At 67.2% G+C, this 26162-nt stretch carries 16 protein-coding genes; 5 read left to right on the top strand and 11 right to left on the bottom strand.

The window, feature by feature from the left end:
• Positions 1-347: 347 nt before the first annotated feature.
• The 3 genes from KK141_RS21245 to KK141_RS21235 all read left to right on the top strand — a co-directional run bounded on the left by KK141_RS21245 (position 348) and on the right by KK141_RS21235 (position 3664).
• The gene (locus KK141_RS21245) at positions 348-983 is read left to right on the top strand and encodes a hypothetical protein (protein ID WP_214573018.1); all 636 of its coding nucleotides are present in this window, start codon (positions 348-350) and stop codon (positions 981-983) included.
• Positions 984-1634 (top strand): helix-turn-helix domain-containing protein, encoded by a 651-nt coding sequence (locus KK141_RS21240; protein ID WP_214573017.1) that lies wholly within the window; start codon positions 984-986, stop codon positions 1632-1634.
• A 74-nt stretch (positions 1635-1708) separates the two neighbouring features.
• Positions 1709-3664 carry a trehalase family glycosidase gene (locus KK141_RS21235; RefSeq protein WP_214573016.1) on the top strand — a complete coding sequence of 652 codons (1956 nt, stop codon included), beginning with the start codon at positions 1709-1711 and terminating at the stop codon, positions 3662-3664.
• A gap of 574 nt (positions 3665-4238) precedes the next feature.
• Here KK141_RS21235 and KK141_RS21230 read toward each other — a convergent pair.
• Positions 4239-4712 carry an Lrp/AsnC family transcriptional regulator gene (locus tag KK141_RS21230; protein WP_168647160.1) on the bottom strand — a complete coding sequence of 158 codons (474 nt, stop codon included), beginning with the start codon at positions 4710-4712 and terminating at the stop codon, positions 4239-4241.
• 163 nt (positions 4713-4875) lie between these two features.
• Here KK141_RS21230 and ald point away from each other — a divergent pair, with 163 nt between their 5' ends.
• Complete coding sequence (ald, locus tag KK141_RS21225) at positions 4876-5994, top strand: alanine dehydrogenase (protein ID WP_214573015.1); 1119 nt, start codon at positions 4876-4878, stop codon at positions 5992-5994.
• A gap of 190 nt (positions 5995-6184) precedes the next feature.
• Positions 6185-7294 (top strand): YXWGXW repeat-containing protein, encoded by a 1110-nt coding sequence (locus KK141_RS21220; protein ID WP_214573014.1) that lies wholly within the window; start codon positions 6185-6187, stop codon positions 7292-7294.
• Between the two features lie 153 nt (positions 7295-7447).
• On the opposite strand, the gene KK141_RS21215 is transcribed toward KK141_RS21220, so the two are convergent.
• The 10 genes from KK141_RS21215 to KK141_RS21170 all read right to left on the bottom strand — a co-directional run bounded on the left by KK141_RS21215 (position 7448) and on the right by KK141_RS21170 (position 26130).
• Positions 7448-9883, bottom strand: coding sequence for a GH92 family glycosyl hydrolase (locus KK141_RS21215; protein WP_214573013.1), 2436 nt, complete (start codon positions 9881-9883; stop codon positions 7448-7450).
• A 46-nt stretch (positions 9884-9929) separates the two neighbouring features.
• Positions 9930-11348 (bottom strand): glycoside hydrolase family 125 protein, encoded by a 1419-nt coding sequence (locus tag KK141_RS21210; RefSeq protein WP_214573036.1) that lies wholly within the window; start codon positions 11346-11348, stop codon positions 9930-9932.
• 26 nt (positions 11349-11374) lie between these two features.
• Entirely contained in the window at positions 11375-14026 is a 2652-nt protein-coding gene (locus KK141_RS21205) for a glycoside hydrolase family 2 protein (protein ID WP_214573012.1), read from the bottom strand.
• Between the two features lie 158 nt (positions 14027-14184).
• Complete coding sequence (locus tag KK141_RS21200) at positions 14185-15537, bottom strand: alpha-L-fucosidase (RefSeq protein WP_214573011.1); 1353 nt, start codon at positions 15535-15537, stop codon at positions 14185-14187.
• A gap of 87 nt (positions 15538-15624) precedes the next feature.
• Positions 15625-18525, bottom strand: a complete 2901-nt coding sequence (locus KK141_RS21195) for a TonB-dependent receptor (protein ID WP_214573010.1) — start codon at positions 18523-18525, stop codon at positions 15625-15627.
• A gap of 83 nt (positions 18526-18608) precedes the next feature.
• Positions 18609-20822 carry a family 20 glycosylhydrolase gene (locus tag KK141_RS21190; RefSeq protein ID WP_214573009.1) on the bottom strand — a complete coding sequence of 738 codons (2214 nt, stop codon included), beginning with the start codon at positions 20820-20822 and terminating at the stop codon, positions 18609-18611.
• Positions 20819-21871 (bottom strand): glycosyl hydrolase family 18 protein, encoded by a 1053-nt coding sequence (locus KK141_RS21185; protein WP_214573008.1) that lies wholly within the window; start codon positions 21869-21871, stop codon positions 20819-20821. Before KK141_RS21185 ends, KK141_RS21190 begins: the two co-directional genes overlap by 4 nt.
• Complete coding sequence (locus tag KK141_RS21180; RefSeq protein WP_214573007.1) at positions 21868-23508, bottom strand: alpha-L-fucosidase; 1641 nt, start codon at positions 23506-23508, stop codon at positions 21868-21870. The genes KK141_RS21185 and KK141_RS21180 overlap by 4 nt, the downstream gene beginning before the upstream one ends.
• Positions 23483-25048 carry an alpha-L-fucosidase gene (locus tag KK141_RS21175; protein ID WP_214573035.1) on the bottom strand — a complete coding sequence of 522 codons (1566 nt, stop codon included), beginning with the start codon at positions 25046-25048 and terminating at the stop codon, positions 23483-23485. The genes KK141_RS21180 and KK141_RS21175 overlap by 26 nt, the downstream gene beginning before the upstream one ends.
• A gap of 17 nt (positions 25049-25065) precedes the next feature.
• Entirely contained in the window at positions 25066-26130 is a 1065-nt protein-coding gene (locus KK141_RS21170; protein ID WP_345777625.1) for a glucokinase, read from the bottom strand.
• Positions 26131-26162 lie beyond the last annotated feature (32 nt).

The raw sequence follows: 26162 nt of genomic DNA, 5'->3' as shown, positions 1-26162 counted from the left end.
TGCGATGGAAGTGCCGCAACCGCCGACGAAACGGGGGGATCGGCGGATGAGCAACGCTCGTCATTCCGGCGCAGGCCGGAATCCAGTAGCGATAGCCTTTATGGAAGCCAGGCGTCCAAGAGTTTGCCTTTGGGTCTTACGACGAAAACCAGACGATATCGCCACTGGATGATTCGCTTCGCTCACCCCTTCGGGGCCGCCCTGCGGGCGTTCTTCGCGCTACGCGCTCGTCCGGCCTTCGCCGGAATGACTTTGTGTGGCGGTCTTTACACATAGATACCTTGAGCGTATTCCTGACACCTGGAAGATCGCCTTGTCGCACTGGGCGACCCCTTCCGGAGCACTTTATGAAGCCCTCAACCCTCCTCCTCGCCGCCCTCCTCGCCGGCAGCGCACCGCTGGCCTTCGCCTTGCCGCATGCGGACCACGCCGCCGCCGCCGCACCCGCCGCACCGAAACTGCAGGCCGCGCTGCGCTCCCTGTGGCACGGCCATATCGTCGCCACGCGCGACTACGCCATGGCCGTGCACGCGCACGACGATGCGAAGGCCAAGGCCGCCGCCGATGCGGTGGTAAGCGATGCCAAGCAGCTCGCCGACGCGGTCGGCAGCTTCTACGGCAAGCCCGCGGGCGAACGCATGCTCACCCTGCTGGCCGGCCACTGGGGCGGCGTGAAGGCGCTGACCGATGCATCCGCGAAGAACGACCAGGCCGGCGCAGCCAAGGCCATGGACACGCTCAGTGCCAACGGTGCGGAAATCGCCAAATTCCTCGCCGGCGCCAACCCCAACTGGCCCGAGCCCACCCTGCTCAGCCTGCTGACCGGCCACGTCGCCCACCACGCCACGCAGATCCGCCAGATCATGGCCGGCGACAGCAAGGGCGAAACCGCCACCTGGGCAGCCATGCAGCAGCACATGGACACCATCGCCGATGCACTGGCCGCCGGCATCGCCAAGCAGTTTCCCGACAAGGCGCATTGAATGAGCGCACTGCGCCAGCTCGGCGAAACCCGCCAGCGCCTGCTGCGCGCGCTGCTCGGCGCGCAGGAAGGCGGCACGGTGGAACTGCTGTGCCAGCGCCTGGGCGTCACCCACAACGCGGTGCGCCAGCACCTCGCCGCGCTGATCGCGGACGGCTATGTCGAACGCGCGCACGCGCGCCCCAGCGGAGGACGGCCCCTGGCCGTCTTCCGCCTGACCGAAGCCGGACGCGAACTGTTTCCACGCAACTACGGCGCGATCGCCACCGCGCTGCTGGAACTGCTGCGCGAGCGCATGGGCAGCGCCGAACTGGACCAGCTGATGCGCGACATGGGCCAGGCGCTGGGCCGGCGCGAAGTGGCGCCCGGCGAAGCCAATACGCAGGAAAGCGTGGCCCGCGCACTCGCCGCCCAGCTGGACCGCCTGGGCTATGAAGCGGTACCCGCGCGGCGCGACGGCGAATGGCAGATCGAAGCCTTCAACTGCGTGTTCCACGACATGGCGCGCCGCCACCCCGAGGTATGCCGCTTCGACATCGCCTACCTCGAAGCCGCCGGCGGTCGCGAAGTGCGCCATCTGGAATGCATCGTGCGCGGCGGCGCCTGCTGCCGCTTCCGCGTGGGCGCACGCAAGGCCGAGCCGAAACGCTAGCTCAGCGAACGGCACAGGACAGCGCACCGCGTTTGCGGCAAAGATCGCCGGTTCCCTGCCATGAGTGCCCACGGATGCGCCGACCGCTGTTCGCCCTGCTGCTGGCCGCCACGCTTGCCCCCGGCGCGCATGCCGAAACACCGGGCCGCTATCTCGACCTGCTGGACCTGCACGGCACGCCCACCTCGGCCACCGACCGCCGCTTCAACCTGTTCTTCGACGCCGGCGCCTGGCACGGCTACAGCCTGCCGGCGCGCGACGAAGGCACCGGCTTCAGCGGTCCGTTCGTGCACAGTCTCGACGGCGGACGCTGGGCGGGGCGTCGATTCGCCGCGTGGACGCTGGAGAGCAGCGCGGGCAAGCCGATCGAGCTGGCTTCAACGGAAAGCCACGCCGGCCCCGGCTATCTGGAACGCAGGCATGCCGGCGCGGGCTTGTCGGTACGCGAAACCTTGTTCTTCGCCGACGCGTGGCACGCGGTCGCGCGCATCGAACTGAGCGCAACCGCAAGCCGCGACGTGCATCTGCAGGTGGAAGGCGAAGCGATGGGCGGCGCTCCGCGCGCGGACGACGGCGGCATCGTGCAGACGCTGGGTCGCCGCTCGTTTCTCGCCACGCGGCTGTTCGCAGGCCGCGCGGTGCAGGCGAAAGCGGAAGGGCCGCGCTATCGGCTGGAGCCGGCCGGCACGCTGCATCTGGAAGCGGGAAAAACCATCACGCTGTATGTCGAGCAGACCCTGGTGGTCGACAACGCGCGCGAACAGCCGCCGCTGGTCGACCACGCCGACGCCTGGCGGCGCAACCGCGCACGCTGGGACGCCTACCTCGCCTTCGCCGACACGGCCCACCTGCCCGGCGCTAGCGACAACGACGCCCGCCGTGTCACCGCCAAGGCCGTAGTCACCCTGCTCGCCAACTGGCGCGCCGCACGCGGCGACCTCGGCCACGATGGCGTGATCCCCTCGTACTCCAACCCCGACTTCAACGGCTTCTGGGCCTGGGATTCCTGGAAGCACGCCGCCGCCCTGGCCCGCTTCGCACCCGATCTCGCCCGCGACCAGATCCGCGCCATGTTCGACCGCCAGCGCCCCGACGGCATGGTGCCCGACTGCGTCTACCTGGACGCCAAGGACAACAACTGGCGCAACACCAAGCCCCCCCTCGCCACCTGGGCCGTACTGGCGGTCTACGACGCCACCGCCGACCGCACCTTCCTCACCGAGATGTACGGCAAACTCGCCCGCTACCACCGCTGGTGGTGGACCGCCCGCGACCACGACCACGACGGCCTGTCCGAATTCGGCTCCACCGACGGCACCCGCATCGCCGCCGCCTGGGAAAGCGGCATGGACAACGCCGTGCGCTTCGACGGCGCAAAGATGCTCGCGAACGGCCCCGGGGCATGGTCGCTGGATCAGGCTTCGGTCGACCTCAATGCCTATCTGTATCGCGAAGCCATCGATCTGGCGCGTATCGCCGAGATACTCGGCAAGGCAGATGACCACGCCGCGTGGCAGAAAGAAGCAGAGCGCATCCAGACCGCGGTGCGCACCCGCATGTTCGATCGCGAGCACGGCTATTTCTTCGACATCCACCTGAGCGACCGTTCGCCGGTGCGCGTGTACGGCGCCGAAGGCTGGACGCCGCTATGGGCCGGCCTTACCGACGCTGCGCAAGCGCGTGCGGTAAGCCAGGTGATGCTCGATCCGAAGAAGTTCGCCACGCATATGCCCTTCCCCACACTTGCTGCAGACGATCCGCACTTCTCGCCGATCAAGGGTTATTGGCGCGGCCCAGTGTGGCTGGACCAGGCGTATTTCGGCGTGGAAGCACTGCGGCGTAATGGCTATGCGCAGCAGGCGGATGAGATGGCGCGGCGGTTGGTGTTGAATGCGCACGGGTTGACGGCGCAGGCGCCGTTTTATGAGAACTACGATCCGCTGACTGGCAACGGCTATCAGTCGGCGAATTTCAGCTGGTCGGCGGCGGCGTATGTGTTGATGCTGACGCCGGGACGAAAAGCACCGTAAATGCACCTTCGGAACAGCGCTACGGCGAACCCCGACATCGTCACCTCCAAGCGCACCGTAACGTTGGGGTTTGCCTGCGGCTCACCCCAACCTACGCCTAAGCGCGCCTTTGTAGCTACGTTTCAGCGAGCCCCGGCCCCTCACCCTGCCCTCTCCCCGGAGGGGAGAGGGGTGAAGTCGTGAGGCAGGCAGGGACGAAGAGCAAGAGCTGGCGCCAGTCCTTGAACATCCTCTTCGCCACGGCACGTTGAAGCACCCGCTACGTAAACGCACAGTCGTTTCGTGTAGACCCAGGTTAATCAGACTACCGCAGCCGTCCACTGCTCCTTCTAGTCGCGTCGCGAGCCGTTGCTCTAAGGCCATTTCTCTTTGGTTACTTTCTCTTTGGGCCAGCAAAGAGAAAGTAACTCGGGCGCCGGCAGGCGCACGAAATGCCCGCTGCATAAGCGGCCAAGTCGCGCTATCGCGACAATCGCGCGTGGTCGTTACTGGATCCCGGCCTACGCCGGGATGACGAGTAGAGAGGGCAACGCCAGGATGACGAGCTAAAGAGTCGCGCCCCCCGCGAAAAACATCACACCGGCAGCGCCGTCGTCCGCTTCACCGTGCGCAACGCCAGAGTCGACTGCACCCGCACCACACCCGGCAACTGCGTAAGAATATCCGTATGAATCCGCTCAAAATCCGCGGAATCCGCATACACCACCCTAACCATGTAATCCGCCGCGCCAGCCAACAAACAACACTCCGTCACCTCCGGATGCCGCTGAATCGCCGCCTCGAACGCATCCAGCGCCGCTCGCCCCTGCTGATCCAGCGTCACCAGCACAAACGCCGTGCCAGCCAGCCCCGCGGCCTTCTCATCCAGCAACATCACATAGCGCGAAATCAGCCCGCGCTCCTCCAACAGCTTCACCCGCCGCAGGCAGGCCGACGGAGAGAGATTGATGCGGGTGGCCAGCTCCAGATTGGTCAGGCGGCCGTCTTCCTGCAGCAGCTTGAGGATGGCGCGGTCGCGGTCGTCGAGGCTTGGATCGAGGCTTGGCATAAATATCCGCACTTTCGGCCATTAGTCGAATCAGGTTCGACATCTTAGCGCCAATCCTGCCTAAATGAGCGAGAAATTGCTCATGGCACCGATCATACTGCTGTGCTTCCGGCGCCCGTGCCGGAGCCAGTCGCAACCCCACTCTCAAGAGAGATTCCCAGCCATGCGCATCGGTGTACCGAAAGAGATCAAGAACCACGAATACCGCGTCGGCCTCGTCCCGTCGTCGGTGCAGGAACTGGTACACCATGGGCACGAAGTGCTGATCCAGGCCGGCGCCGGCCTGGGCGCCGGGTTGACCGACGCCGACTACGTCGCCGCGGGCGCCAAAATCGTCGACGGCGCGGACGCGATCTTTGCCGAGGCCGACATGATCGTGAAGGTGAAGGAGCCGCTGGCCGTCGAGCGCAAGAAGCTGCGCAAGGGCCAGATCCTGTTCACCTACCTGCACCTGGCGCCCGACGCCGAGCAGACCCACGACCTGATCGCCTCCGGCGCGGTCTGCATCGCCTATGAAACCGTCACCGCCGCCAATGGCGCGCTGCCGCTGCTGACCCCGATGTCCGAGGTCGCCGGCCGTCTCGCCCCGCAGGTGGGCGCGCATTCGCTGGAGAAGGCCCAGGGCGGCCGCGGCGTGCTGCTCGGCGGCGTGCCGGGCGTGCCGGCGGCGGAAGTGGTGATCCTGGGCGGCGGCGTGTCCGGCACCCATGCGGCCACGATTGCCGTCGGCATGGGCGCCAAGGTCACCGTGGTGGACCGCTCGGCCGACGCGCTCAAGCGCCTGGCCACGCAGTTCGGCACCTCGATCTCCACCGTGTTCTCCACCCGCTCGGCCATCGAGGAACTGGTGCGCCGCGCCGACCTGCTGATCGGCACCGTGCTGGTGCCGGGCGCCGCCGCGCCGAAGCTGGTGACCCACGACATGGTGCGCACCATGAAGCCGGGCTCGGTGATCGTCGACGTGGCGATCGACCAGGGCGGCTGCGTGGAAACCTCGCATGCCACCACCCATTCCGACCCGACCTACGTGGTGGACGGCGTGGTGCACTACTGCGTGGCCAACATGCCGGGCGCCGTGGCACGCACGTCCACCTTCGCACTCAACAGCGTGACCCTGCCCTTCACTCTGGCCCTGGCCAACAAGGGCTGGCAGAAGGCGCTGGCTGACGACGCGCACCTGCGCAACGGCCTGAACGTGATCGACGGCAAGGTGGTGTGTGAGCCGGTGGCCCAGGCGCACGGCCTGCCGTATGTGAAGGCGGAGACCGCGCTGGGCCTGTAAGCCGCGCGTTGCACGCAACACCCGAAAGACGGCGCCGCGAGGCGCCGTCTTTTTTTGCGTTACGCGGCGTTACATGAACGCCCGGCGCGGCGGCGCGGAACCGCCCCTGAACTCCTCCCCCGCAGCGGTCAGCGCGGCGCCTCCCGCGCCGTTCTCATCACCGCAACGACGCCGCTGACGAGGAGTTGCCATGTCCTTCGCATCGAACCGCGTTCCGTTCCGCATCCACCTGTCGCACAGCCTGCTCGGCCTGGCCCTGCTGGCCGGCGGCGCCACCATGCTGCCTTCCACCGCGACGGCCGGCGTCTTCGTCTCCGTCAACATCGCCCCGCCGCCGCTGCCGGTCTACGTGCAGCCGCCAATCCCCGCACCGGGCTATCTGTGGGTACCGGGCTACTGGGCCTACGACGACGACGGCGGTTATTTCTGGGTGCCGGGCACCTGGGTGGAACCGCCGTACACCGGCGCGCTGTGGACCCCGGCGTGGTGGGGCTGGAGCGGCGGCGTGTACGTGTTCCATACCGGCTACTGGGGGCCGCGCGTGGGCTTCTACGGCGGCATCAACTACGGCTTCGGCTACACCGGCGTCGGTTACGCAGGCGGCTATTGGAACCGCAACCGCTTCTACTACAACCGCAGCGTCAACAACGTCAGCACGCACATCACCAACGTCTACAACAAGACGGTGATCAACAACATCACGGTCAACCACACCAGCTACAACGGCGGCCCCGGCGGCATCGCCGCGCGCGCCACCGCGCAGGAGCTGCAGGCCGCGCGCATGCAGCGCAACGGACCGGTGGCCGCGCAGCGCCAGCAGATGAGCATGGCGGCGCAGAACCGCGAACTGCGCGCGAGTGCGAACCATGGTGCGCCCAGCATTGCAGCGACGCCACGTGTCGGTGCGTTCGCCGCGCGCGAAGCGATGCCCGCGCATGCGGCGATGGCGCCGAACAACACCCAGGCGCACGTGCCGCATGCCACGCTGCCATCGGCCTCCTTCGCGCCGCATGCCAATCGTGCGCCGACGCCGCAACCGCGTAGCCTCGACATGGCCTCGCCGCGACCGGCGCAGCCGATGCACAACACCGCACCGGCCTATCGCAACGAGGCTCCGCAGCGCGCTTCGTATGCGGGCCAGCGGGAAATGCCGCGGCCGCAGCCGTCACATGCCTATGCGCCGCCGGCTTATCGCGCGGCGCCAATGTCGGCGTATCACCCGCAGCAGGGTGGCGGGCGTCCGCAACCGGCGGCGCATGCGCAGGCGCCGCGGGGGCACGACGAGCATCAAGGGCACTGAGACGTAAAGCCCCTCTCCCCCCGGGAGAGGGGTTGGGGTGAGGGTACGGGCGGAGCGGCAAGAGTGATGTGCACCGCTCCGGCCGAACCCTCATCCGCCTGCCGGCACCTTCTCCCGGAGGGAGAAGGATTCAGAGGCGAGCATTGAGGGACATCAGGCCTTCATCACCGCCCCAAACGACGGCGGCCGATCCCCCGGCGCAGCACCGAACTGCTTGTTCGGCGCCTTCCCCATCTGGAACACCAGGGTGCCGCCGGCTGCCAGATCCGCATGCGCGATCCAGCTCTTGCTCCACGGCTTGCCGTTCCAGGTGACAGACTGGATGTACGGGCTGTCGGCCGCATTGCCCTTGGCCTCCACCACCAGCTTCTTACCGGCGATATCCACTTCCGCGCGGTCCAGCACCGGGCTGCCGAACACGTAATGCGTGCTCACCGGGTCCACCGGATACAGGCCCATCGCGCCCAGCACGTACCACGCGCTCATCTGCCCGCAGTCCTCGTTGCCGGCCAGGCCGTCGGGGTCGGCGCGGTACATGTCGGTGAGCAGCATGCGCACGCGCGACTGCGTCTTGTAGTGCGCGCCGGTGTAGGCATACAGGTAGGCCATGTGATGCCCCGGCTCGTTGCCGTGCGCGTACTGGCCGACCAGGCCGGCGATATCCGGCGGCGCATCGGCCGGCAGTTCGGAGCTGGTGGTGAACAGCTCGTCCAGCTTGCGCTCGAACGCGGGCTGGCCGCCGAACAGTTCCATATAGCCGTACAGATCGTGCTGGTTGAGGAAGGTGGCCTGCCAGGCATTGGACTCGGTGAAGTCGCGCCACTGCTTGCTGTGGCCGATGCTGCGCGGATCGAACGGTTCCAGCCACTGGCCGTTTTCGCCGCGCGGGCGCATGAAGGCCACGCTCTTGTCGAACACGTTGCGGTAGTTGCGCGAGCGCTTGCGCAGCGCTTCCGCGTCGTCCTTCGCGCCGGCGGCGTCGGCCAGGTGCGACAGCGCCCAGTCGTCGTAGGCGTATTCCAGCGTCTTGCTGACGGCTTCCCATTCCTTGTCGGCGGGGATGTAGCCGAGCTTGCGGTAATAGGTAAGGCCGCGATAGTCGTCCTCCATCGCGCGCTTGCGGAACAGCGGCCAGGCCTGCTTCGGGTCCACTCCGGCAAAGCCCTTGGCCACCGCTTCGGACACCACCACGGCGGAGTGGTAGCCGATCATGCAACCGGTCTCCACGCCCTGCAGCGGCCATACCGGCGGCCCGTCGGGGCTTTCCGCGGCCATGCGCAGCAGGCCGTTGACCAGGTCGGGCACGCGCTCGGCCTGGAACAGCGTGTACAGCGGATGCGCGGCGCGGTAGGTGTCCCACAGCGAATAGGTGCTGTAGTTGTGGCTGCCCTCGGGCAGGTGGTGGATCTTCAGATCCATGCCGCGGTAGCGGCCGTCCACGTCGCTGAACAGCGTGGGCGCAAGCATGGTGTGGTACAGCGCGGAATAGAACACCTTCTTGGTGTCTTCCGAGGCGGCATCGACACGGATGCGGCCCAGTTCCTTCTCCCACGCCGCTTCCGCGGTATGGCGCGCGCCGTCGAAATCCCAGCCCGACACTTCCGTCTCGAGGTTGCGCAGCGCGCCGTCGATATCCACGCCGGAAATGCCCACCTTCACCAGCAGCGGCGCCTGCCCCGGCTGCTTGTAGTGCAGCGTGGCCTTCAAGTTGGTGCCGCTGGCATCTTTCGCACCGGCCAGCGGCGCATCGTTGTTGTAGAGCACCGCGCTGTCGAACGGACGCGAAACTTTGAGCGCGAAATGGATATAGCGGCCATTCGCCCACTGGTGCACGCGGCGGCTGCCGACCAGGGTGTCCTTGCCGACCAGGCGCAAGCTCGCGTCGCTGACCTTGGTCGGCTTGGCCGGATCGTCGTGAAAGCCATGCGCGAAGTCGACCAGCAGATGGCCTTCGTCCTTGCCGTGGAAGGTGTAGCGATGCAGGCCGGCGCGCAGCGTGGCGGTCAGCTCGGCCAGCACGTCGTAATCCTTCAGCTGCACCTGGTAATAGCCGGGATGCGCGTGCTCGGTGGCGACGTCGTAGCGCGAGCGGTAGCCGCGCGTGGCCGGCTGGCCCTGGCGCGACGGCGTGGGCGTATTGGTCGGCGGCACGCCGTCGTAGCGCGAGCGGTAGTTGGTGCCGCGGTATTCGCGGTCGCCCGGCTGCAGGCGCACGGGGCCGGTGCACGGCATCACCAGCACGTCGAGCATGTCGGCCGCGCCGGTGCCGCTCAGGTGCGTATGCGAGAAGCCCATGATCGAACCGTCGCCCTGGTGGTAGCCGGACGAGGCGTCCCACTGCGCGTCATACGTGTCGGGGCTGAGCTGCACCATGCCGAACGGCAGCGACGGACCGGGGAAGGTATGGCCATGGCCGCCGGTGCCGATAAAGACGTCCACATAGCGCGACACGCCGGTGGCGGCTTCACCTGCGCCGCCGCCCTTGGCGCCGGCGGCGTGCGCCTGGGCGATGCCGTTGAAAGGATCGAGCCGGTTGCCCAGCAGGGCCGCGGCCACTGCGCCTTGCAGGAATCGCCTGCGTGTCACCATGGGAAAAACTCCAGAGGGGGATGGAGGGGGAAAAGCAGGATACGCCTCAAGCGCGCAGCAAGGCCGGCTGCCGCTGCGCCAATTCGACGATCAGTTCGCCGAACAGCGTATTGGCCCAGGCAAACCAGGACCGGGTGAAATGCGCCGGATCGTCCTGGTCGAACGCCTCGTGCATGAAGCCGCTGCCGGCATGCGTGGTCTTCAGCCACTGCAGGCACTGGCGCGTCTGCGCTTCGTCGGTGCTGGTGAAGGCGCGCATCATGATCGACATCGGCCAGATCATGCGCAGGCCTTCATGCGGACCGCCGACGCCTTCGGCGGCCTTGCCCGAGAAGAAATACGGATTGCGCGTGCTCCACGCCAGCTCGCGCGTGCGGCGATAGCGCGCATCGTCCACCGGACAGCAGCCCAGATACGCCAGGCTGAGCAGGCCCGGCGCATTCGCGTCGTCCATGAACAGCTGGTTGCCGTAGCCGTCCACTTCGTAGGCCCAGAACTCCCTGCCCTGCTCGTCGCGCATCACGCCGTACTTTTCGGCGGCCTGCTGCACTTCGTCGGCCAGCGCCTTGCACTCCTGCGCAAAAGCCGCGTCGTTGAACAGGCTCTGCGTCATCGCGCCCAGCTCGCGCAGCACGTGCACGGCGAACAGGTTGGCGGGAATGAACAGCGGATACAGACAGGCGTCGTCGGAAGGACGGAACATCGAATGGATCAGCCCCACCGGCTTGGCCGGGCTGCCGTAGCCGCCGAGGAACAGGCTTTCGGTGGGAATCAGCGACTGCCGCTGGAAACGGTACGGCCCCGGGCCGTCCTTGCGCTGCTGCTCGCGGAAGGTCTTCGCCACCAGGCGCATCGCGGCGCGCCAGTCGTCGTCGAAGGGCTCGCGGTCGCCGGTGGCTTTCCAGTACGCCGTGGCCAGGCGCACCGGATAGCACAGCGAATCGATTTCCCATTTGCGCTCGGCCACGCCGGGGCGCATGTCGGTGACGTCGTGCTGCGCCCAGTCCAGATTGGTCTTGGCGGTGGGATCGGGCAGGAAGGCGTTGGCATACGGATCGATCGCGATGCACACGGCCTGGCGGCGGATCAGGCCGCGGAACAGCCGGCGCAGGTCGGCGTCCTGTTTCGCCAGCGGCACGTAGGGCCAGACCTGGGCCGAGGAATCGCGCAGCCACATCGCGTCGATATCGCCGGTGACCACGAAGGTATCCGGCTTGCCGCGCAGCGTGCCCAGCTCCACCGTGGTGTCGAGCGTATTGGGATAGCAGTTCTCGAACAGCCAGGCCAGTTCCGGGTCGGCGATCTTGGCCTTGGTGCGCGCGATCACCTGCTCCACCGCCTTGCTGGTGAATTTGCGCTTGGCCAGCGGCGGACGCTTGCTGACGAAACCGCCGGCGGCGGCACGCGCAGTCGCCATCAGACCCGGGCCGCCGACCGCGGCGGCGCCGAGCGCGAACGACATCATTTTCAGTACATCGCGGCGGTTGGCATTCACGGCTTGGCGTCTCCCTTGGTGGCGCCGGCCAGCGAGCGCACGTGCAGCGCGCCGCGCAAGGCGTCGATCCCGGCTTCGCTGGTGATGCGCAGTTCGCGCGTCTCGCCGGGCAGCAGGTCGAAGGCGTTGTCTTCCGGCGTGGCGTCGAGCGTGCCGAAATCCACCCACACCTCGCGCGCCAGGCGCTTGGCGCTGATCACCAGCAGGCCGCCCTGCCCGTTGTCGCGCAGCTCGGCCTTCAGGTCCGGATCGGGCAGTTTCAGTTCGATCGGCGGCTTGACGAACAGCAGGTGGCGCGACAGCAGCCGGCCCTTGTCGTCCACCAGCTCGTACACGGCAAAGCTGCCGGCGGGGTCCGCCTTGCGCAGCAGTTCGGCATCGGTGGGACTGGCCACCTTGGCGCTGGCCAACGGCCCCACCTTGAGCGCCTGCTTGCTCTCGCGCAGCACCTTGCCGTCCATGCTCATCACGCGGCTGCGCAAGGTGGCCTGGAACGGCTCGGTGCGGTCGGAGACCACGAACACGTCGCTATGCCCGTCGTTATGGACCGCCACCACGCGCACCGGCGCATAGAAGCGGCGGGCGTGGAACTGCAGCGCCTTCCAGCGGCCGAAGTAATCCACGCTGGACCAGGACGCACCCGGCCACACGTCGTTCAACTGCCAATACAGCGAACCCATCGCCTGCGGCCGCACGCTGCGCAGATGCTCGGCGGCCAGCTCGATGCCCTCGGCCTGCATCACCTGGCTCAGATAGACGAACGATTCGAAATCCTTCGGCTCGCCGTAGTACTTGCGGATATACAGCAGCAGGCGGTCGTTGCCGTCGCCGTTGGCGAACTTCTGGTGCGCGCGCATCACCGGCGAGTTCGGCTCCAGGTCGCGCTCTTCAGCAAAGGCGCGCACGGTGGCCATCACCGGGAAGGACTGCAGGCCGTACTCGGACTGGAAGCGCGGCGTTTCGCTCAAGTAATTCTCGATCGGCTTGGAACCGGACCACACGCTCCACGAATGGTAGTCGCCGTCGGTAAGCTGGTTGGCCGGGCCTTCGTAGTCGGTGCTGGGCGAGCTGGCCCAGTACGGCACGTCGGGCGCGTTCTCGTGCACCACGCTGCGCAGGGTTTCGCCGAACAGCGCCTTCATGCCGTTTTCGATGCGCGCCAGTTCGTCCGGCGCCAGCGAGGCCTTGAACTTCTTGCGGTCGTCCCAGGCTTCCCAGCCGGTCTGCACTTCGTTGTTGCCGCACCAGAGCACGATGCTGGGATGGTCGCGCAGGCGGCGCACCTGCTCCACCGCTTCGATGCGCGTGTTCTCGCGGAAGGCTTCGTCGTAGGGCGGGATGGCGCCGCCGAACATGAAGTCCTGCCAGATCATCAGGCCGAGCCGGTCGGCTTCCTCGTAGAACGCATCGCTCTGGTAATGCCCGCCGCCCCACATGCGCAGCATGTTCATGTTGGCGTCGCGCGCGGAGCGCAGGATCTGCGCCATGCGCTCGGGCGTGGCGCGGTTGGGGAAGCTGTCGAACGGAATCAGGTTGGCGCCCTTGGCGAAGATCGGCACGCCGTTGACCACGAAGGCGAAGCCGCGGCCCCACTGGTCCTTGTCGCGGCGCAGTTCGACGCTGCGCAGGCCGGTGGCGCGGCTGGCGGCGGCCAGCGTGCCGCCGTCGCGGCTCAGGGTGAGCTCGAAGCGGTACATGTCCTGCGCGCCGTAGCCGACCGGCCACCAGCGGCGCGGATGCTCGATGCGGATCGGCAGGCTGAGCGCGTTGTCGCCCTTGCGCAGTTCGACGTCCTGGCTGGCCTGCTGTCGGCTGCCATCGGGGTCGGACCAGCTCACGGTGAGCTTCGCCTTGCCTGCCTGGTCGGCCTGCACGTTCGCTTCCGCATGCAGTTCGGCCACGTCGGCGTCGACGTGCTGCTGGGCGATGTGGAAATCGCTCATGCGCACGTCGTCCCAGCTCTCCAGCCGCACCGGCTGCCAGATGCCGAGGGTGACGTAGCGCGGGCCCCAGTCCCAGCCGTACTGGTAGTTGGCCTTGCGGATGTAGTTGGCGCTCTGCTTGCCCTTGGGCTCGTCGCCGAAGGCCGAATCGAACTCGCCCGGCAGCGCGTACGGCTGCTTGAGCAGCCACGGCTGCAGGCGCGCGATCGGCGAATGCAGGTGCACTTCGAGCTTGTTCTCGCCGGAGCGCAGCGCGCCCTTCACCGGCACGCGCCAGCGGCGGAACATGTTGTCGGCGGCGACCAGCTTGCGGCCGTTGAGGGTGACGTCGGCATAGGTGTCGAGCCCGTCGAACACCAGCTCCACGTGGCCGCGCTTGAGCGTGGCCGGGTCGGCCTTGAAGCTCAGCCGGTAATCCCAGTCGGCCAGGCCGATCCACTGCAGGCGCGCCTCGTTGTCGCGATAGAACGGATCGGTGATGACGCCGGCCTTGAGCAGATCGGTCTGCACGCTGCCCGGTACTTCGGCGGCGCGCCATTCGGCGGCTTCGGCGTGAGCCTTGGCCTCGGCCGATTTCGGCGCGATGTGGAATTGCCAACCTTGCTCAAGTGATTGCGTGCTTAGCTGCGCGGCTGCGGCAGGGCCGGCCAGAAGCAGCGACACCGCCAATGCGGACCAGTAGGGGAACGTTGCGCTTCTCTGCATGAAAAGTTCCGATGTAGTCGTGAGTTTTCGATCTGGAATCCTTCTCCCTCCGGGAGAAGGTGGCGGCAGCCGGATGAGGGTTCGGCCGGAGCGGTGCACATCACCCTAGCGCTCCGCCCGTACCCTCACCCCAACCCCTCTCCCAAGGGGAGAGGGGCTTAATGCCGGGCGTCGAACACCTGGAATTCGCGGATGCGCGCGACGCCCGCGCTGGACAGGATATGCAACCGTACCTTCTGTGCCGTGACCGGCGCAAAGGTATCGATCTTCTTGTGTCCGATCGCCTCGGCCCGCGCCACTGCCTTCCAGGCCTGGCCGTCCCAGATTTCCACCGCATAGCGGCGCACCGCCTGCCCCTCGTCCAGCCATTCCATCGACAGCGTGCGGTCGAAGGTCACCGGCTTGCCGAAGTCCACTTCCACCGTGGCGCTGCGCGCGTCGGCGGGGGCGGACCAGAAGCTGTCGCGGTTGCCGTCGAGCGCGCGCTCGGTGTTCTCGTCGGTCTTCGCATGCTTGCGCGCCAGGTTGGCGGCGTCGCCGTAGCGCGCTTGCACCGCCTTGCCGAACTCTTCCAGCCGCTTGACGTCGGCTTCCGGCAGCAGGCCGTGATTGTCCGGCGCGATGCCGAGCATCAACTGGCCGCCGCGGCCCACGCTGCTTTCCCAGATGTCCATCAGCTCGGGCACGCTCTTGAGCGAGGCCTCGTCGTTGGCGTGCCAGAACCAGTGGAGCTTGTGCAGCGGCGTGTCCACTTCCACCGGGCGCCAGCGCTCGTAGCCGTGGCGGTCGATCACGTTCCAGTTCTCGTAGCGGATATGGCCGTCTTCCTGGCCGACCCAGCGCGCGTCGCCGTATTCGAACAGCGCCATGTCGGCGAACACCACCGCATTGGGCTGGTAGGTGCGCAGCTCCTCGATATAGCGCTTGAAATCGTAGACGTGGCCGGCGCTGCCGGCGCCGTCCAGCCACCACTCGGCGAGCATGCCGTAGTGCTGTACCAGTTCGCCCAGCTGCGCCACGTAGTAGTTGTCATAGGACTTGGAGTCGGCGTAACGCGGCTCGTGGCGGTCCCACGGCGACAGGTAGATGCCGAATTCCAGTCCTTCCTTGGCGGCGGCGTCCGAGGCCAGCTTCACCAGATCGCCCTTGCCGCCCATCCACGGGCTGCTCTTCACCGAGTAGTTGCTCTGCTCGGTGGGCCACAGCGCGAAACCGTCGTGGTGCTTGGCCACCATTACCATGTAGGTGGCGCCGGCCGCACGGCTGGCGCGCGCCCACTGCACGGGGTCCACCTTGTCCGGATTGAACACCTTCGGGTCGGCCTTGCCGTCGCCCCATTCGCGGTCGAGAAAGGTGTTGGTGCCGAAGTGCACGATCACGCCGAACTCCAGGTCCTGCCAGTGCGATTGCTGCGGCGACGGGGTGAGGCCGACGGCGTTCTGCGCATGGGCGGTGAAAGCCAGGCCCGCGCCGAGCGCAAGGCAGAGGAGACGTTGCGACCACTTCGACATGTGTTGTTCCTGCTTATGTTGTGAGTTACCCGGCCGGGGCAGCCGGACCAACCGGCGGGGCGCCAACGAGCGCCCCGCCGTCCTGCCTTAGTCGAGCTTGTATTCCACCTGCAGCGAGATCTCGCGGCCGTTGTAGTTGGCGCCCTGCAGCGTCGGGATGAACTCGAAGCCGCCCGCGTAGTACGGGATCTTGCCGACCTTGTCGAACAGATTGGTGACGGTCAGGCCGAGCCGCAGCTTCTCGTCGAAGCGGTAACCCACGGTGCTGCTGAAGGTCACCCACGGCGAGGTGTAGGCGTGGTAGACCACGCAGGACGGATCGCCCAGCGACGGCGTGATGCCGTTGGCCAGCACCTCGCAACCGCCGTAGTGCGGCGCGCGCACGCCGCCCTGGCGTTCGCCGTACACCGTCACGTCCCACGGGCCGTTCAGCCAGTTCAGGGTGGCGCGGGTGCGCGTGGCGACGCGGTCGTAGCGGGTGTTGAGCAACGGATCGCTGGCGTACTTGCGCAGCTTGTACGAGAGGTTGTCGGTCCAGTCCAGCGAGAAGTTGAACGCACCCCAGTTCTGGGTCTTCCAGCGATAGCTGACGTTGGCGTCCACGCCGCTGACGTACAGCTTGTTCTGGTTGATCGGACCGGTGTAGACGGCGGTGATGTTGCCCTGCCCGTCGCGGATCACGTTGGCGATGATCTGCTTGCAGTACTCCGAACCCTGCGGATGCAGGGTGTACGGCGCGCCGCCCACCTGCAGGCCGGTGCGGCAACCCGCCTCGTCCTTCAGCACGTCGTCTTCGCCGACGTTATCGATGGCGTTGTCGATGCCCATGTGCCAGTAGTCGGCGGAGATCGACAGGCCCTCGACCCAGTTGACGTCCCACACGAAGCCATAGGTCCAGGCATGGCCTTCTTCCGGCAGCAGGTTCTGGCCGCCGGCGGCATGCAAGGTGTAGTACGTGGTGTGCTGGATGGCCGGACACACCGACTGGTTGGCGGCGATGCACTGGTAGTAGTCGGAGTAGATGCCCTTGGTCGACAGCGAGTCCTGCTTGTACAGGTACTGCATGTCCGGCGCGTGGAAGTTGGTGCCGTAGGTGCCGCGCAGCAGCAGGCCGGTCACCGGGCGCCACTCGATCGCCGTGCCCCAGGTGCGGGCGATGTCGGCATCGCTGGCGTCGCGGTACTTGTCCAGGCGGCCGGACAGGCTCCAGGTCAGCGTGTCCGACAGCGGCACGCGGAACTCGGTACCGGCCGACAGGCGCATGCGGGTACCGCCGCCGGCGTTGTAGTCCTGGAAGGGATCGCCGAAGGTGGTGGTATTGCCGCGCGCATCGGGCGTCAGCTTGTAGCCCTGGTGGTTGGCTTCCAGCACGCCGGCGAAGCCGACCGGGCCGGCCCAGGTGTTGAACAGGTCGCCGGTGAGGTTCAGCGAGGCCTGGTCCATCCACGACACCGCGGTGTTCTGGCCGGTCACGGCAAACGTGCGGTAGTCGGCCGTGGAGATCGGATTCCAGAAGCGCTGCTGGTTGATCGTATAGACCGGATACTCCTCGCCGCCCACGGTGGTGGTGCCCTGCTGCGGGCCGAAGAAGTAATTGAACATGCCCTGCTCGTTCAGGCCGGTGTAGCTCTCGCGCACGATGTACTTGGCGTGGCCGACGTTCAAGTCCCAGTTGAAGCGGTTGTCGAACAGGGTGCCGCGCAGGCCGGCGTGGATGTCCCAGTTCTTTTCGTCGTCGTGGGTATTGCCGTAGCCGCCCATTTCGCCCGGCGTGAGCTGGCGGAAATAGTTGGTGATCACCTGGCCCGTGCCCTGGTCGTAGAACGAACCCGGGATGCCGCCCATCGGATACAGGAACGGCAGCTCGGTGTTGGACACGCCATGGGTTTCCCAATAGCCCACCGAACCGTAGGCCTGCAGGCCGCCGCCGAAGTCGTAGGTGCCGGACACGTAGGCATCGCGGTCGTCGCGGCCGGGCGTCAGCACCCAGTTGCCGAACAGGTCGTTCTGCGCGCAGTAGCTGCCGAGGTCGGTGATGTTGGTGGGATCGACGGTGTTGCCGTTGGTCGCCACGCTCTGCTTGTGGTACTGGCTGAAGTTGTTCTTGAAGCCACGCTGGTTGCAGGCGCCCGCCGGCGGCGTGATGTAGTTGCCGTTGCCGTCGGCCAGCATCAGGCCGGTGTAGCGCGGGTAGCCGAACATGCGCGCGTTCTGGTCCCAGGCGCCGTAGCCGGCGTCGGCATCCGAATCGGTATAGCGGCGGTCGCGGCCCCACAGCGGCGTGCGGTGGCTGCGCTGCAGGTTGTACACCACGCTCCAGTTGTCGCCCGAACGGCCGCCGACGAAGTTGATGTCGCCGAAGTCGCGTCCGCCGCGGGTGGAACTGCCGACCTGCACCTTGATGTCGTCACCCTGGTAGTTCTTCTTCAGGATGATGTTGACCACGCCGGCGATGGCGTCCGAACCGTAGATCGCCGAGGCGCCGGTGGCCAGCACCTCGATGCGGTCGATCATGCCGGTGGGAATGTTGTTGTAGTTCTGGAAGTTGGTCTTGCCGTTGGCCGGCATCGGGTAATCGGTGACGCGATGGCCATCGATCAGCAGCAGGCTGCGGTTGGAACCCATGTTGCGCAGGTTGAGCTGGCGCGCGTTGACCGAGGTGCTGCCCCAGCTCGGCGGCGTTTCGGCGATGCCGGCCTGGGTGATCGAGTTCATCACCTCGAACACGGTGTTGAAGCCCTGCTTCTGGATGTCCTCGCCCTTGATGATGTTGACCGGCGCCGGTCCTTCCACTTCGGCGCGCGCGATGCGCGAACCGGTGACGACGACCTTGTCCAGCGTCTTGGCCTTCTTTTCCCCTTGCGCGGCCTGGTCCTGCGACTGGGCCTGGTTGGTGCCGGCGTCCTGCGCGTGCAGCGCGAACGTGGGCAGCAGCACCAGCGCGAGTGCGCTGGCGAGTCTGTGACGGCGTAGTGCGATGTGCGACATGGTTTAACTCCTCCCCGTTAGATGGATGCCTTCCCCCGAAGGCGTGACGTACCGCTTGTTGCTCCTGTTGCCGGCGCGCTCCCTCAGCGCGCCAGGATTTCGTCGACGAAGGTCCAGGTATGGCGCTGGTCTTCCGCCGGATGCCGGGTCAGTTCCACCCGCAGATAGCGTGCGCGGAACGGGCGCGCGGCCGTATAGGCCACACGCTGTATATGGGCCACATGATCGCGTTCGATCGGCTTGATCTTCACGTCGCGCAGGGTGGTCCAGTGCTTGCCGTCCTCCGAGGCGGCGAAGCGCACCTTGCGCGGCCACCAGATCCAGGATTCGTCCTGCTGCAGCACGCCCACGCTCACTTCGTGCAGCTCGGTGACGCTGCCCAGATCCAGGCTCAGCTTGGGATCGATTTCCTCCCAGCCCAGCCAGGCGCCGCTCTTGAACTCGCCGCTGCCCAGCACGCCGTCGGTGAGCGTGGCGGCGCCGTGGCCGCTGTAGGCCGCGTCAGGGGCCGGATCCGCGCTGGCCGCCGCGCCGAAGCTGGCGCTGCGCTCCAGCTGGAACGCGCGAGGATGGTCGTAGGCGCGGTCGCGGCGGAACGGCACCACGCGCAAGGTGCCGGGCTGTTTCAGATCCAATACATCCGTGAACGAAGGCGAGGCCGCGGTGGGCTCGCTGCCGTCGGTGGTGTAGTGCGTGACGACGTCGTCGAAACCGCGCTGCGCGCTGACCTGCCAGCCGTCGTGGGCGGCGTTGGCGGTGACCGTGTAGTCGGCGGTGTTGCGGTCTTCCGGCCCGTATGCCACCTGCCACGCATCCAGCCGCGGGTAGTGCGCGGCCAGGCGCTGGTGGAAATCCGCATAGGCCGCGGCATCGGCGCTGCCGCCGCGCCACAGGCGCTCGGCGAAGGCGAGCAGGCGCGGATACAGGCGCTGCTCGGCATTCAGCGGATCGGCGCGCTCGCTCCACAGCGGCGCCTCGGCGCCGAGCACCAGTTTGCTTTGCGCGTAGTCGGCATCGCCGAGCGGATCGACCAGGTAGAGCTTTTCCACGCTCAGCCGCGACAGCGGCGAGTCGAGGTAGTACGGGCTGGCATTGACGACGCGATTGCCGTTGGCGAACGCCTTATGGAAGCCGGCATCGCCGCGCCACACCTCGACCACGGCGGCGGAGTCCACGCCGCCTTCCAGGACCTCGTCCCAGCCGATCATGGTCTTGCCCTTGCCGGCCAGGTACACCTGCATGCGGCGGATGAAATAGCTCTGCAGGCCCGCTTCGTTTTCCAGGCCTTCGTCGCGGATCAGCTTGTCGCAGGCCTCGCAATGGCTCCATGCGCCGGCCGGCACTTCGTCGCCGCCGATATGCACGTAGGGCGAGGGGAACAGCGGCAGCACTTCGTCCAGCACGTTCTGCAGGAACACATAGACGTTCTCGTCCGCCGGGCAGAACACGTCGCTGAACACGCCCCAGCCGGTCTGCACGGGAATCGGCTTCTTCGCGCAGGACAGCTCCGGGTAAGCGGCGATCGCCGCCGAGCTGTGGCCCGGCATCTCGATCTCCGGAATCACCATGATGTTGCGCTGGCGCGCGTACTCGACCACTTCGCGGATCTGGTCCTGCGTGTAGAAGCCGCCGTAGCGGCTGCCATCGGCCTCGGTGCGCCACGCGCCGACTTCGGTGAGCTTGGGATAGCGCTTGATCTCGATGCGCCAGCCCTGGTCTTCGGTGAGATGCCAGCGGAACACGTTGAGCTTGTAGTAGCTCATCAGGTCCAGCTGCTTCTCGATAAACGACACGGGATAGAAATGCCGGCCCACGTCGAGCATGTGGCCGCGGTAGACGAAGGCCGGCGCATCCTCGATGCGTACCGTTGGTATCGTTACCTTGGCCGACCCGGCAACATCCGCCGGCAGCAGCTGGCGCAGCGTCTGCACGCCCCAGAACAGGCCCTTGTCGGTGGATGCGCGGATCTCGATGCCGCGCGGCGTGACGTCGAGGCGATAAGCCTCTTCGCCGGCAATCTGCGGATCGAGCTGCAGCGCGATGCGCCGGCCCCGGCTGCCGATAGGCAGATCGAGACCCGCCTGCGCCTGCACCGCGTCATGCAGGAAGGAGGCGATCTCCTTCGAGCGCGCATCGGCCGGCGCCTCGATGGCGACCTTCTTGTCCAGCACGAAGCTGCCCTTGCCCTCTTCCACCTGCTTCGGATACGGCAGCAGCGCCAGGCCCGCATGCGCGAACGCGCACCAGGCCAGCGCCAGCGCGCCCAGTCCCAGGCGCAGCACCTTGTGCTTCCTCATCGTGTCGCCTCCGGCAGTGCGTCCCATACTTTCGGATCCTCGGCGCCCAGCACCCAGGAGCAATAGCCCTGCAGGCCGTATTGCTTGACCAGGGCCACGCGATCGGTGAAGGCGCGCGCGTCGGGCAGGAACACCCATTCGCGCATGCCGTCGCGGTAGAACCAGAACCAGCTCTCGTGCTCCACCGGGTCCCACTGGATGGTGGCGCCGTACTGCCGGGCCAGCGGGAAGGACTCGTCCGCGTCGATGTACGAGGCGGCGATGTTCGACTCCTCCTTGCCGTCGTCGCGGCGCGGATCGGCGGTGTACCAGTGATAGCCGTAGGTGGCGATGCCCACCGAGAGCTTGTCCTTCGGCACCAGGGTCAGGGCGTATTCCAGGTGCTGCACCGTCCACGGCATGCCGCCCACCGGGCCGGGCGTGGTCCAGCGCGTGTGCTGGTCGTAAGTCATCAGGCAGATCAGGTCGGCCGACTGGCCCAGTGCCTTGAGGTCGTAGGCGCCGCGCCAGAACTTCCACATCCACTGCGCGAAACCGCCTCCGCCCGCGTAGCCGGGCGCATTCGGCACCACCGCGATGGACAGTTGCAGGCCGTGCTTGTGCAGCGCTTCCGCGGTCTGCTTGGTCATCAGGCTGAGTGCGTCGCGGTCGTTCCAGTCGATGTTCTCGAAATCGAACTGGAAGCCGAGGTAGCCGTGCTTGGTGCCCTGCTCCACCAGCGCGGCGATCATTGCCTTCTTCGCCGCCTCGTCGTGCAGCAGCTGGTGGAACTTGTCGCGCACGCCGCCGGCCGAAAGGATCGGCATCACCGGCATGCGATGCTGCTTGGCGATCTGCATCACCAGCGGATTCGGTTCGCCGGAGACCAGGCCGCTTTCGTCCACGTGATACCAGGTGGGCACCACCACGCCGATCTTGTCGGCGTGCGCCTCGAACGAGGCCATCGATTTGGGCGTGCCCATCAGATAGAACATCGCGCCGGGAATGCGCGCGCTGGCCAGCGCCGGCAGCAGCAACAACAAGGCAAGCAGTAGCAGGCGCCGCATCACGGAGCCCCCAGTTCGATGCGCAGCACATACGCGTATTCGCCAACCGGCTTGGCGGGCAGGGTCAGGTGCAGGCCGTCGTCCTGCTGCTTGAACGCCACCGCCTTGCCGTTGGCGAGCAGGCTCACCGCCTTCACGCCGTCGCTGGCCTTGACGGCATGGATCACCGCCTTGCCGTCGGCCGGCCAGGCCAGCTCGATGGCGTAGAGCTTGTCGCCATGTTTGGTGAAGCGGAAATCCTGCGCGGTATTGGCCTTGCTCTTGGTGTCCTGGAACGAGCCGCCGACCACTTCGGTCGGGCCCTCGCCGAACTGGCGCCAGGGCGTGGTGCTGTAGATCGCCTCGCCATTGGTCTTCAGCCAGCGGCCGATGGAATGCAAGGTGTCCTGCGCGGCCTGCGGAATGCTGCCGTCGGCGCGCGGGCCGATATTCAACAGCAGGTTGCCGTTCTTGCTCACCACGTCGACCAGCAGCTGGATCAGTTCCTGCGGCTGCTTGTAGGTGTCGTGCTCGACGAAGCCCCAGGAGTCGTTGCTGATCGAGGTGTCGGTCTGCCAATGCGTGGGATTGATGCCGGTGAGGCGGCCGCGCTCCACGTCGTAGGTGCCGGCGCCGTCGGCGAACTCGCCGAACTTGTAGTTGACCACCACGCCGCCGCGCGTGGCGCCCTGGTTGTAGTAGTAGGCCAGCATCTTCGGCAGCGAGTTGCGGAAGGTCGGGTGGCCGATCCACCAGTCGAAGTAGATGAGGTCCGGATGGTAGTCGTCGATCAGCTCGGTGGTGCGCGCCAGCCAGTCGTCCAGCCAGGCCTGCGAGACGTAGGTGAAGTCGCCGGAAAGATTGTCGCTGTCCGGGCCGCTCATGCGCAGCTGCGCGGGGCCGTAGAACTCGGCGTACTTGGGATCGTTGACGTCGGAAGCGAACTCGCGGCCGTTGCCCATGAACCAGTCGTGCTCGGCGCGATGCGAAGAGAGGCCAAAGTGCAGGCCTTCGGCGCGGATCGCCTTGGCCAGCTGGCCGATGACGTCGCGCTTGGGACCCATCTTTACCGCGGTCCAATCACTGAGCTTGGAGTCGTACATGGCGAAGCCATCGTGATGCTCCGCCACCGGCACCACGTAGCGCGCGCCGGCATCGTGGAACAGCTTGGCCCAGGCGGCGGGATCGAACTTCTCCGCCTTGAACATCGGGATGAAGTCCTTGTAGCCGAACTTCGCCTGCGGGCCGTAGGTGGCCACGTGATGGGCGAATTCCTTGCTGCCCTGCACGTACATGTTGCGCGAATACCACTCGCTGCCGAAGGCCGGCACCGAATACACGCCCCAGTGGATGAAGATGCCGAACTTGGCGTCGTCGTACCAGCCGGGCGAACGGTAGCCCTGCAAAGAGGCCCAGTCGGCGCGGAACGGACCGGCGGCTTCACCCTTCTCCACCTCGGCCAGCAGCGCGCGGCGCTGCGGTTCGAACTTGGCGCTGGCCTGCTCCCACAGCTCGCTGTTGCGCCGCGGACTCTGCGTCTTGGCGGTCGGCGCGGTGGCGTCCTGCGCGTGCGCGGCGAAGCCGGCGCAGGCGCACAGCAGCGCGGCGGCAAGGCGGCGGCGCGGGCGGCGCGGCTCAGTGCAGTTCGATGCGATAGGCATAGGCGTGCGGTCCAGTGGGGAGAGTGGGGAGGCGCAGATGCAGGCCGTCCGCCTGCTGCTCGAAGGGAATGTCGGCGCCGCTGGCCAGCAAGGTGACGCGGCGTACGCGCTGATCGGCGCCGATGGAATGGATCACCGCGCGGCCGTCTTTCGGTTGGCCCAGCTCGATCGCATACAGCCGGCCGTCGCGCGTGGTGAAGCGGAAGTCCTCGGCGGTGTAGGGCTTGGTCTTGCTGTCCTGCATGGTGCCCGCCGCCACTTGCGTCGGGCCTTCGCCGTAGCGCTGCCAGGGACGCGTGCCGTAGATCGCCTCGCCGTTGGCATGCAGCCAGCCGCCCACCGCGTGCAGGATCGCCACCGCTTCCGGCGGCATGCTGCCGTCGCCCTTGGGGCCGACGTTCAACAGCAGGTTGCCGTTCTTGCTGACCACGTCGGCCAGCAGGTGCACGATCTCGTCCGGGTCTTTGTAGCTGTCGTGCTCGACATAGCCCCAGGATTCGCGGCTGACCGAGGTTTCGGTCTGCCACGGCTGCGGGCGGATGTCCGCGGCCTGGCCGCGTTCGATATTCAAGGTGCCGCTGCCGGCACGCATGCCGTCGAGCTTGTAGTTGAGCACCACGCCCTGCCCGCGCGCAGCGGCCTGGTTGTAGTAGAACGCGGCGAAACGGGCCAGCGCGCCGCGGAAGCGCGGCTGGTCCACCCACCAGTCGAAGTACATCAGGTCGGGCTTGTAGCCTTCGACGATCTCGCCGGAACGGGCCAGCCAGTCGTCGAGATAGGCGTCCGAAACAAAGGTCCAGTCGTGTTCCTTGCCGTCTTCGCCCTTGGCGCCCTGCAGCGGATACGCGGGGCCGTACAGCGCCGCATAGCGCGGGTCGTTGACGTCGGAATCGAACTGGCGGCCGAAGGAGAAGAACCAGTCGTGCTCGGCGCGGTGCGAGGAAAGGCCGAGCTTCATGCCCTCGGCGCGCACGGCCTTGGCGAGCTGGCCGATCACGTCGCGCTTCGGACCCATCTTCACCGCGGTCCAGTCGCTTAAGCGCGAGTCGTACATGGCGAAGCCGTCGTGATGCTCCGCCACCGGCACCACGTAGCGCGCGCCGGCTTCGCGGAACAGTTTCGCCCAGGCGGCGGGGTCGAACTTCTCCGCCGTGAAGCGCGGAATCAGCTCCTTGTAGCCTGCCTGCGCGCCATAGGTGTCGACCTGGTGCTGGTGGTAATCGGCGTACTTGCCTTCGCGTTCGTACATATGGCGCGGATACCACTCACCCTTGTACGCGGCCACCGAATACACGCCCCAGTGGATGAACACGCCGAACTTGGCATCGCGGTACCAGTCCGGCGCGCGGTAGTGGGTCAGCGTGTCCCAGTCGGGCGAGAACGGGCCTTGCCAGGCCTGTGCGTCGACGTCTTTCAGCAGCGCGGCGCGTGCGCCGTCGTAAGGCCGGTTCGCCTCGCGCCACTGCGCTTCGATGGTGCGCGCATCCGGCGTGCCGGCGGCGGCCGCGAACGAGGCCGCGATCAGCACCAGCGCCAGCATGTGCATCGATGCCCGCATCAGTGCCGCGCCGGCTGGTCCAGGTACCAGCTGGCGGCGCCGATCACGCCGAGCTGGCCGTGGTCGACAACGCGCACCGGCACGTTGTGCAGGAACGGACGCATCACGCCTTTGTCGAGAAAGCGCTCGACGAAACTGCTCGCGCGCACGTAGCCGGCGATGCGCGAGAGGAACCCGCCCGCCAGATAGATGCCGCCGGTGGCCTGGTACAGCATGGCCAGGTCGCCGGCGAAGGAACCCAGCCAGCCGCAGAACAGGTCCAGCGTTTCCCTGGCGCGCGGATCGCTGCCGGCGATCGCCGCGGCGGTGACGGCCGCCGGTTCCGCGCACGCCGGCGCCTTGCCCTGCTCGCGGCACAGCGCTTCGTACACGCGCAGCACGCCGGGGCCGGACAGCACGGCTTCGTAGGAGATATGCGCATCGCGGTCGGCCAGCAGGCGCATCACGTCCTGCTCGCGGCCCACGCGCGCGGCCAATTGCATCTGGCCGGCTTCGCTGGGCAGCACCACCGGCGGCGAACCGGGCAGGCGCACCGCGGCGCCCAGCCCGGTGCCCGGCCCGACCACCACGATGGGGCCGGGCGTGGAGGCGGCGCGCGCGGCGGTGTGCAGCACCGGCGAACGCGCGGTGTCGATGTATGGCGCCGCATGCGTGAGCGCGACGAAATCGTTGATCAGGTGGACTTCGTCCAGCCGCAGCTCGGCGGCCAGCGCCGCCGGCTCGATGCGCCAGGGCAGGCTTTCGTTGATCAGCACGCCTTCGTGCGCGCAGCCGGTGCAGGCCAGCACCAGTTCGCGCGGCCGCATGGCCAGGCCGTCGAGGAAGGCGCGCACGATGGCGGCGAAGCTGGCGTGCTCGCCGCAGCGGAAGATCCGGTACGCCTGCACCACCGGGCCGCCCGCGCCGCTGCCCGGCGCCATCAGCGCGAGGCGTGCATGGGTGCCGCCGACGTCGGCGGCCAGGAACGGAGCGCGGCTGGCGGCCGCGCCGGTCGAGGGCGCACCATCCGGAACCACGGTGGGACGGCCGGGGCCGCGCCCTGCCGGAGGCAGCGCGCCAAGCACGCTCTCCGCTGGCCAAGTGGCCCCAGCGAGCG

It is taken from the genome of Dyella sp. LX-66, from assembly GCF_018599165.1.
Classification (GTDB): Bacteria; Pseudomonadota; Gammaproteobacteria; order Xanthomonadales; family Rhodanobacteraceae; genus Dyella_D; species Dyella_D marensis.
This window is presented reverse-complemented; position numbering and strand designations above follow the sequence as displayed.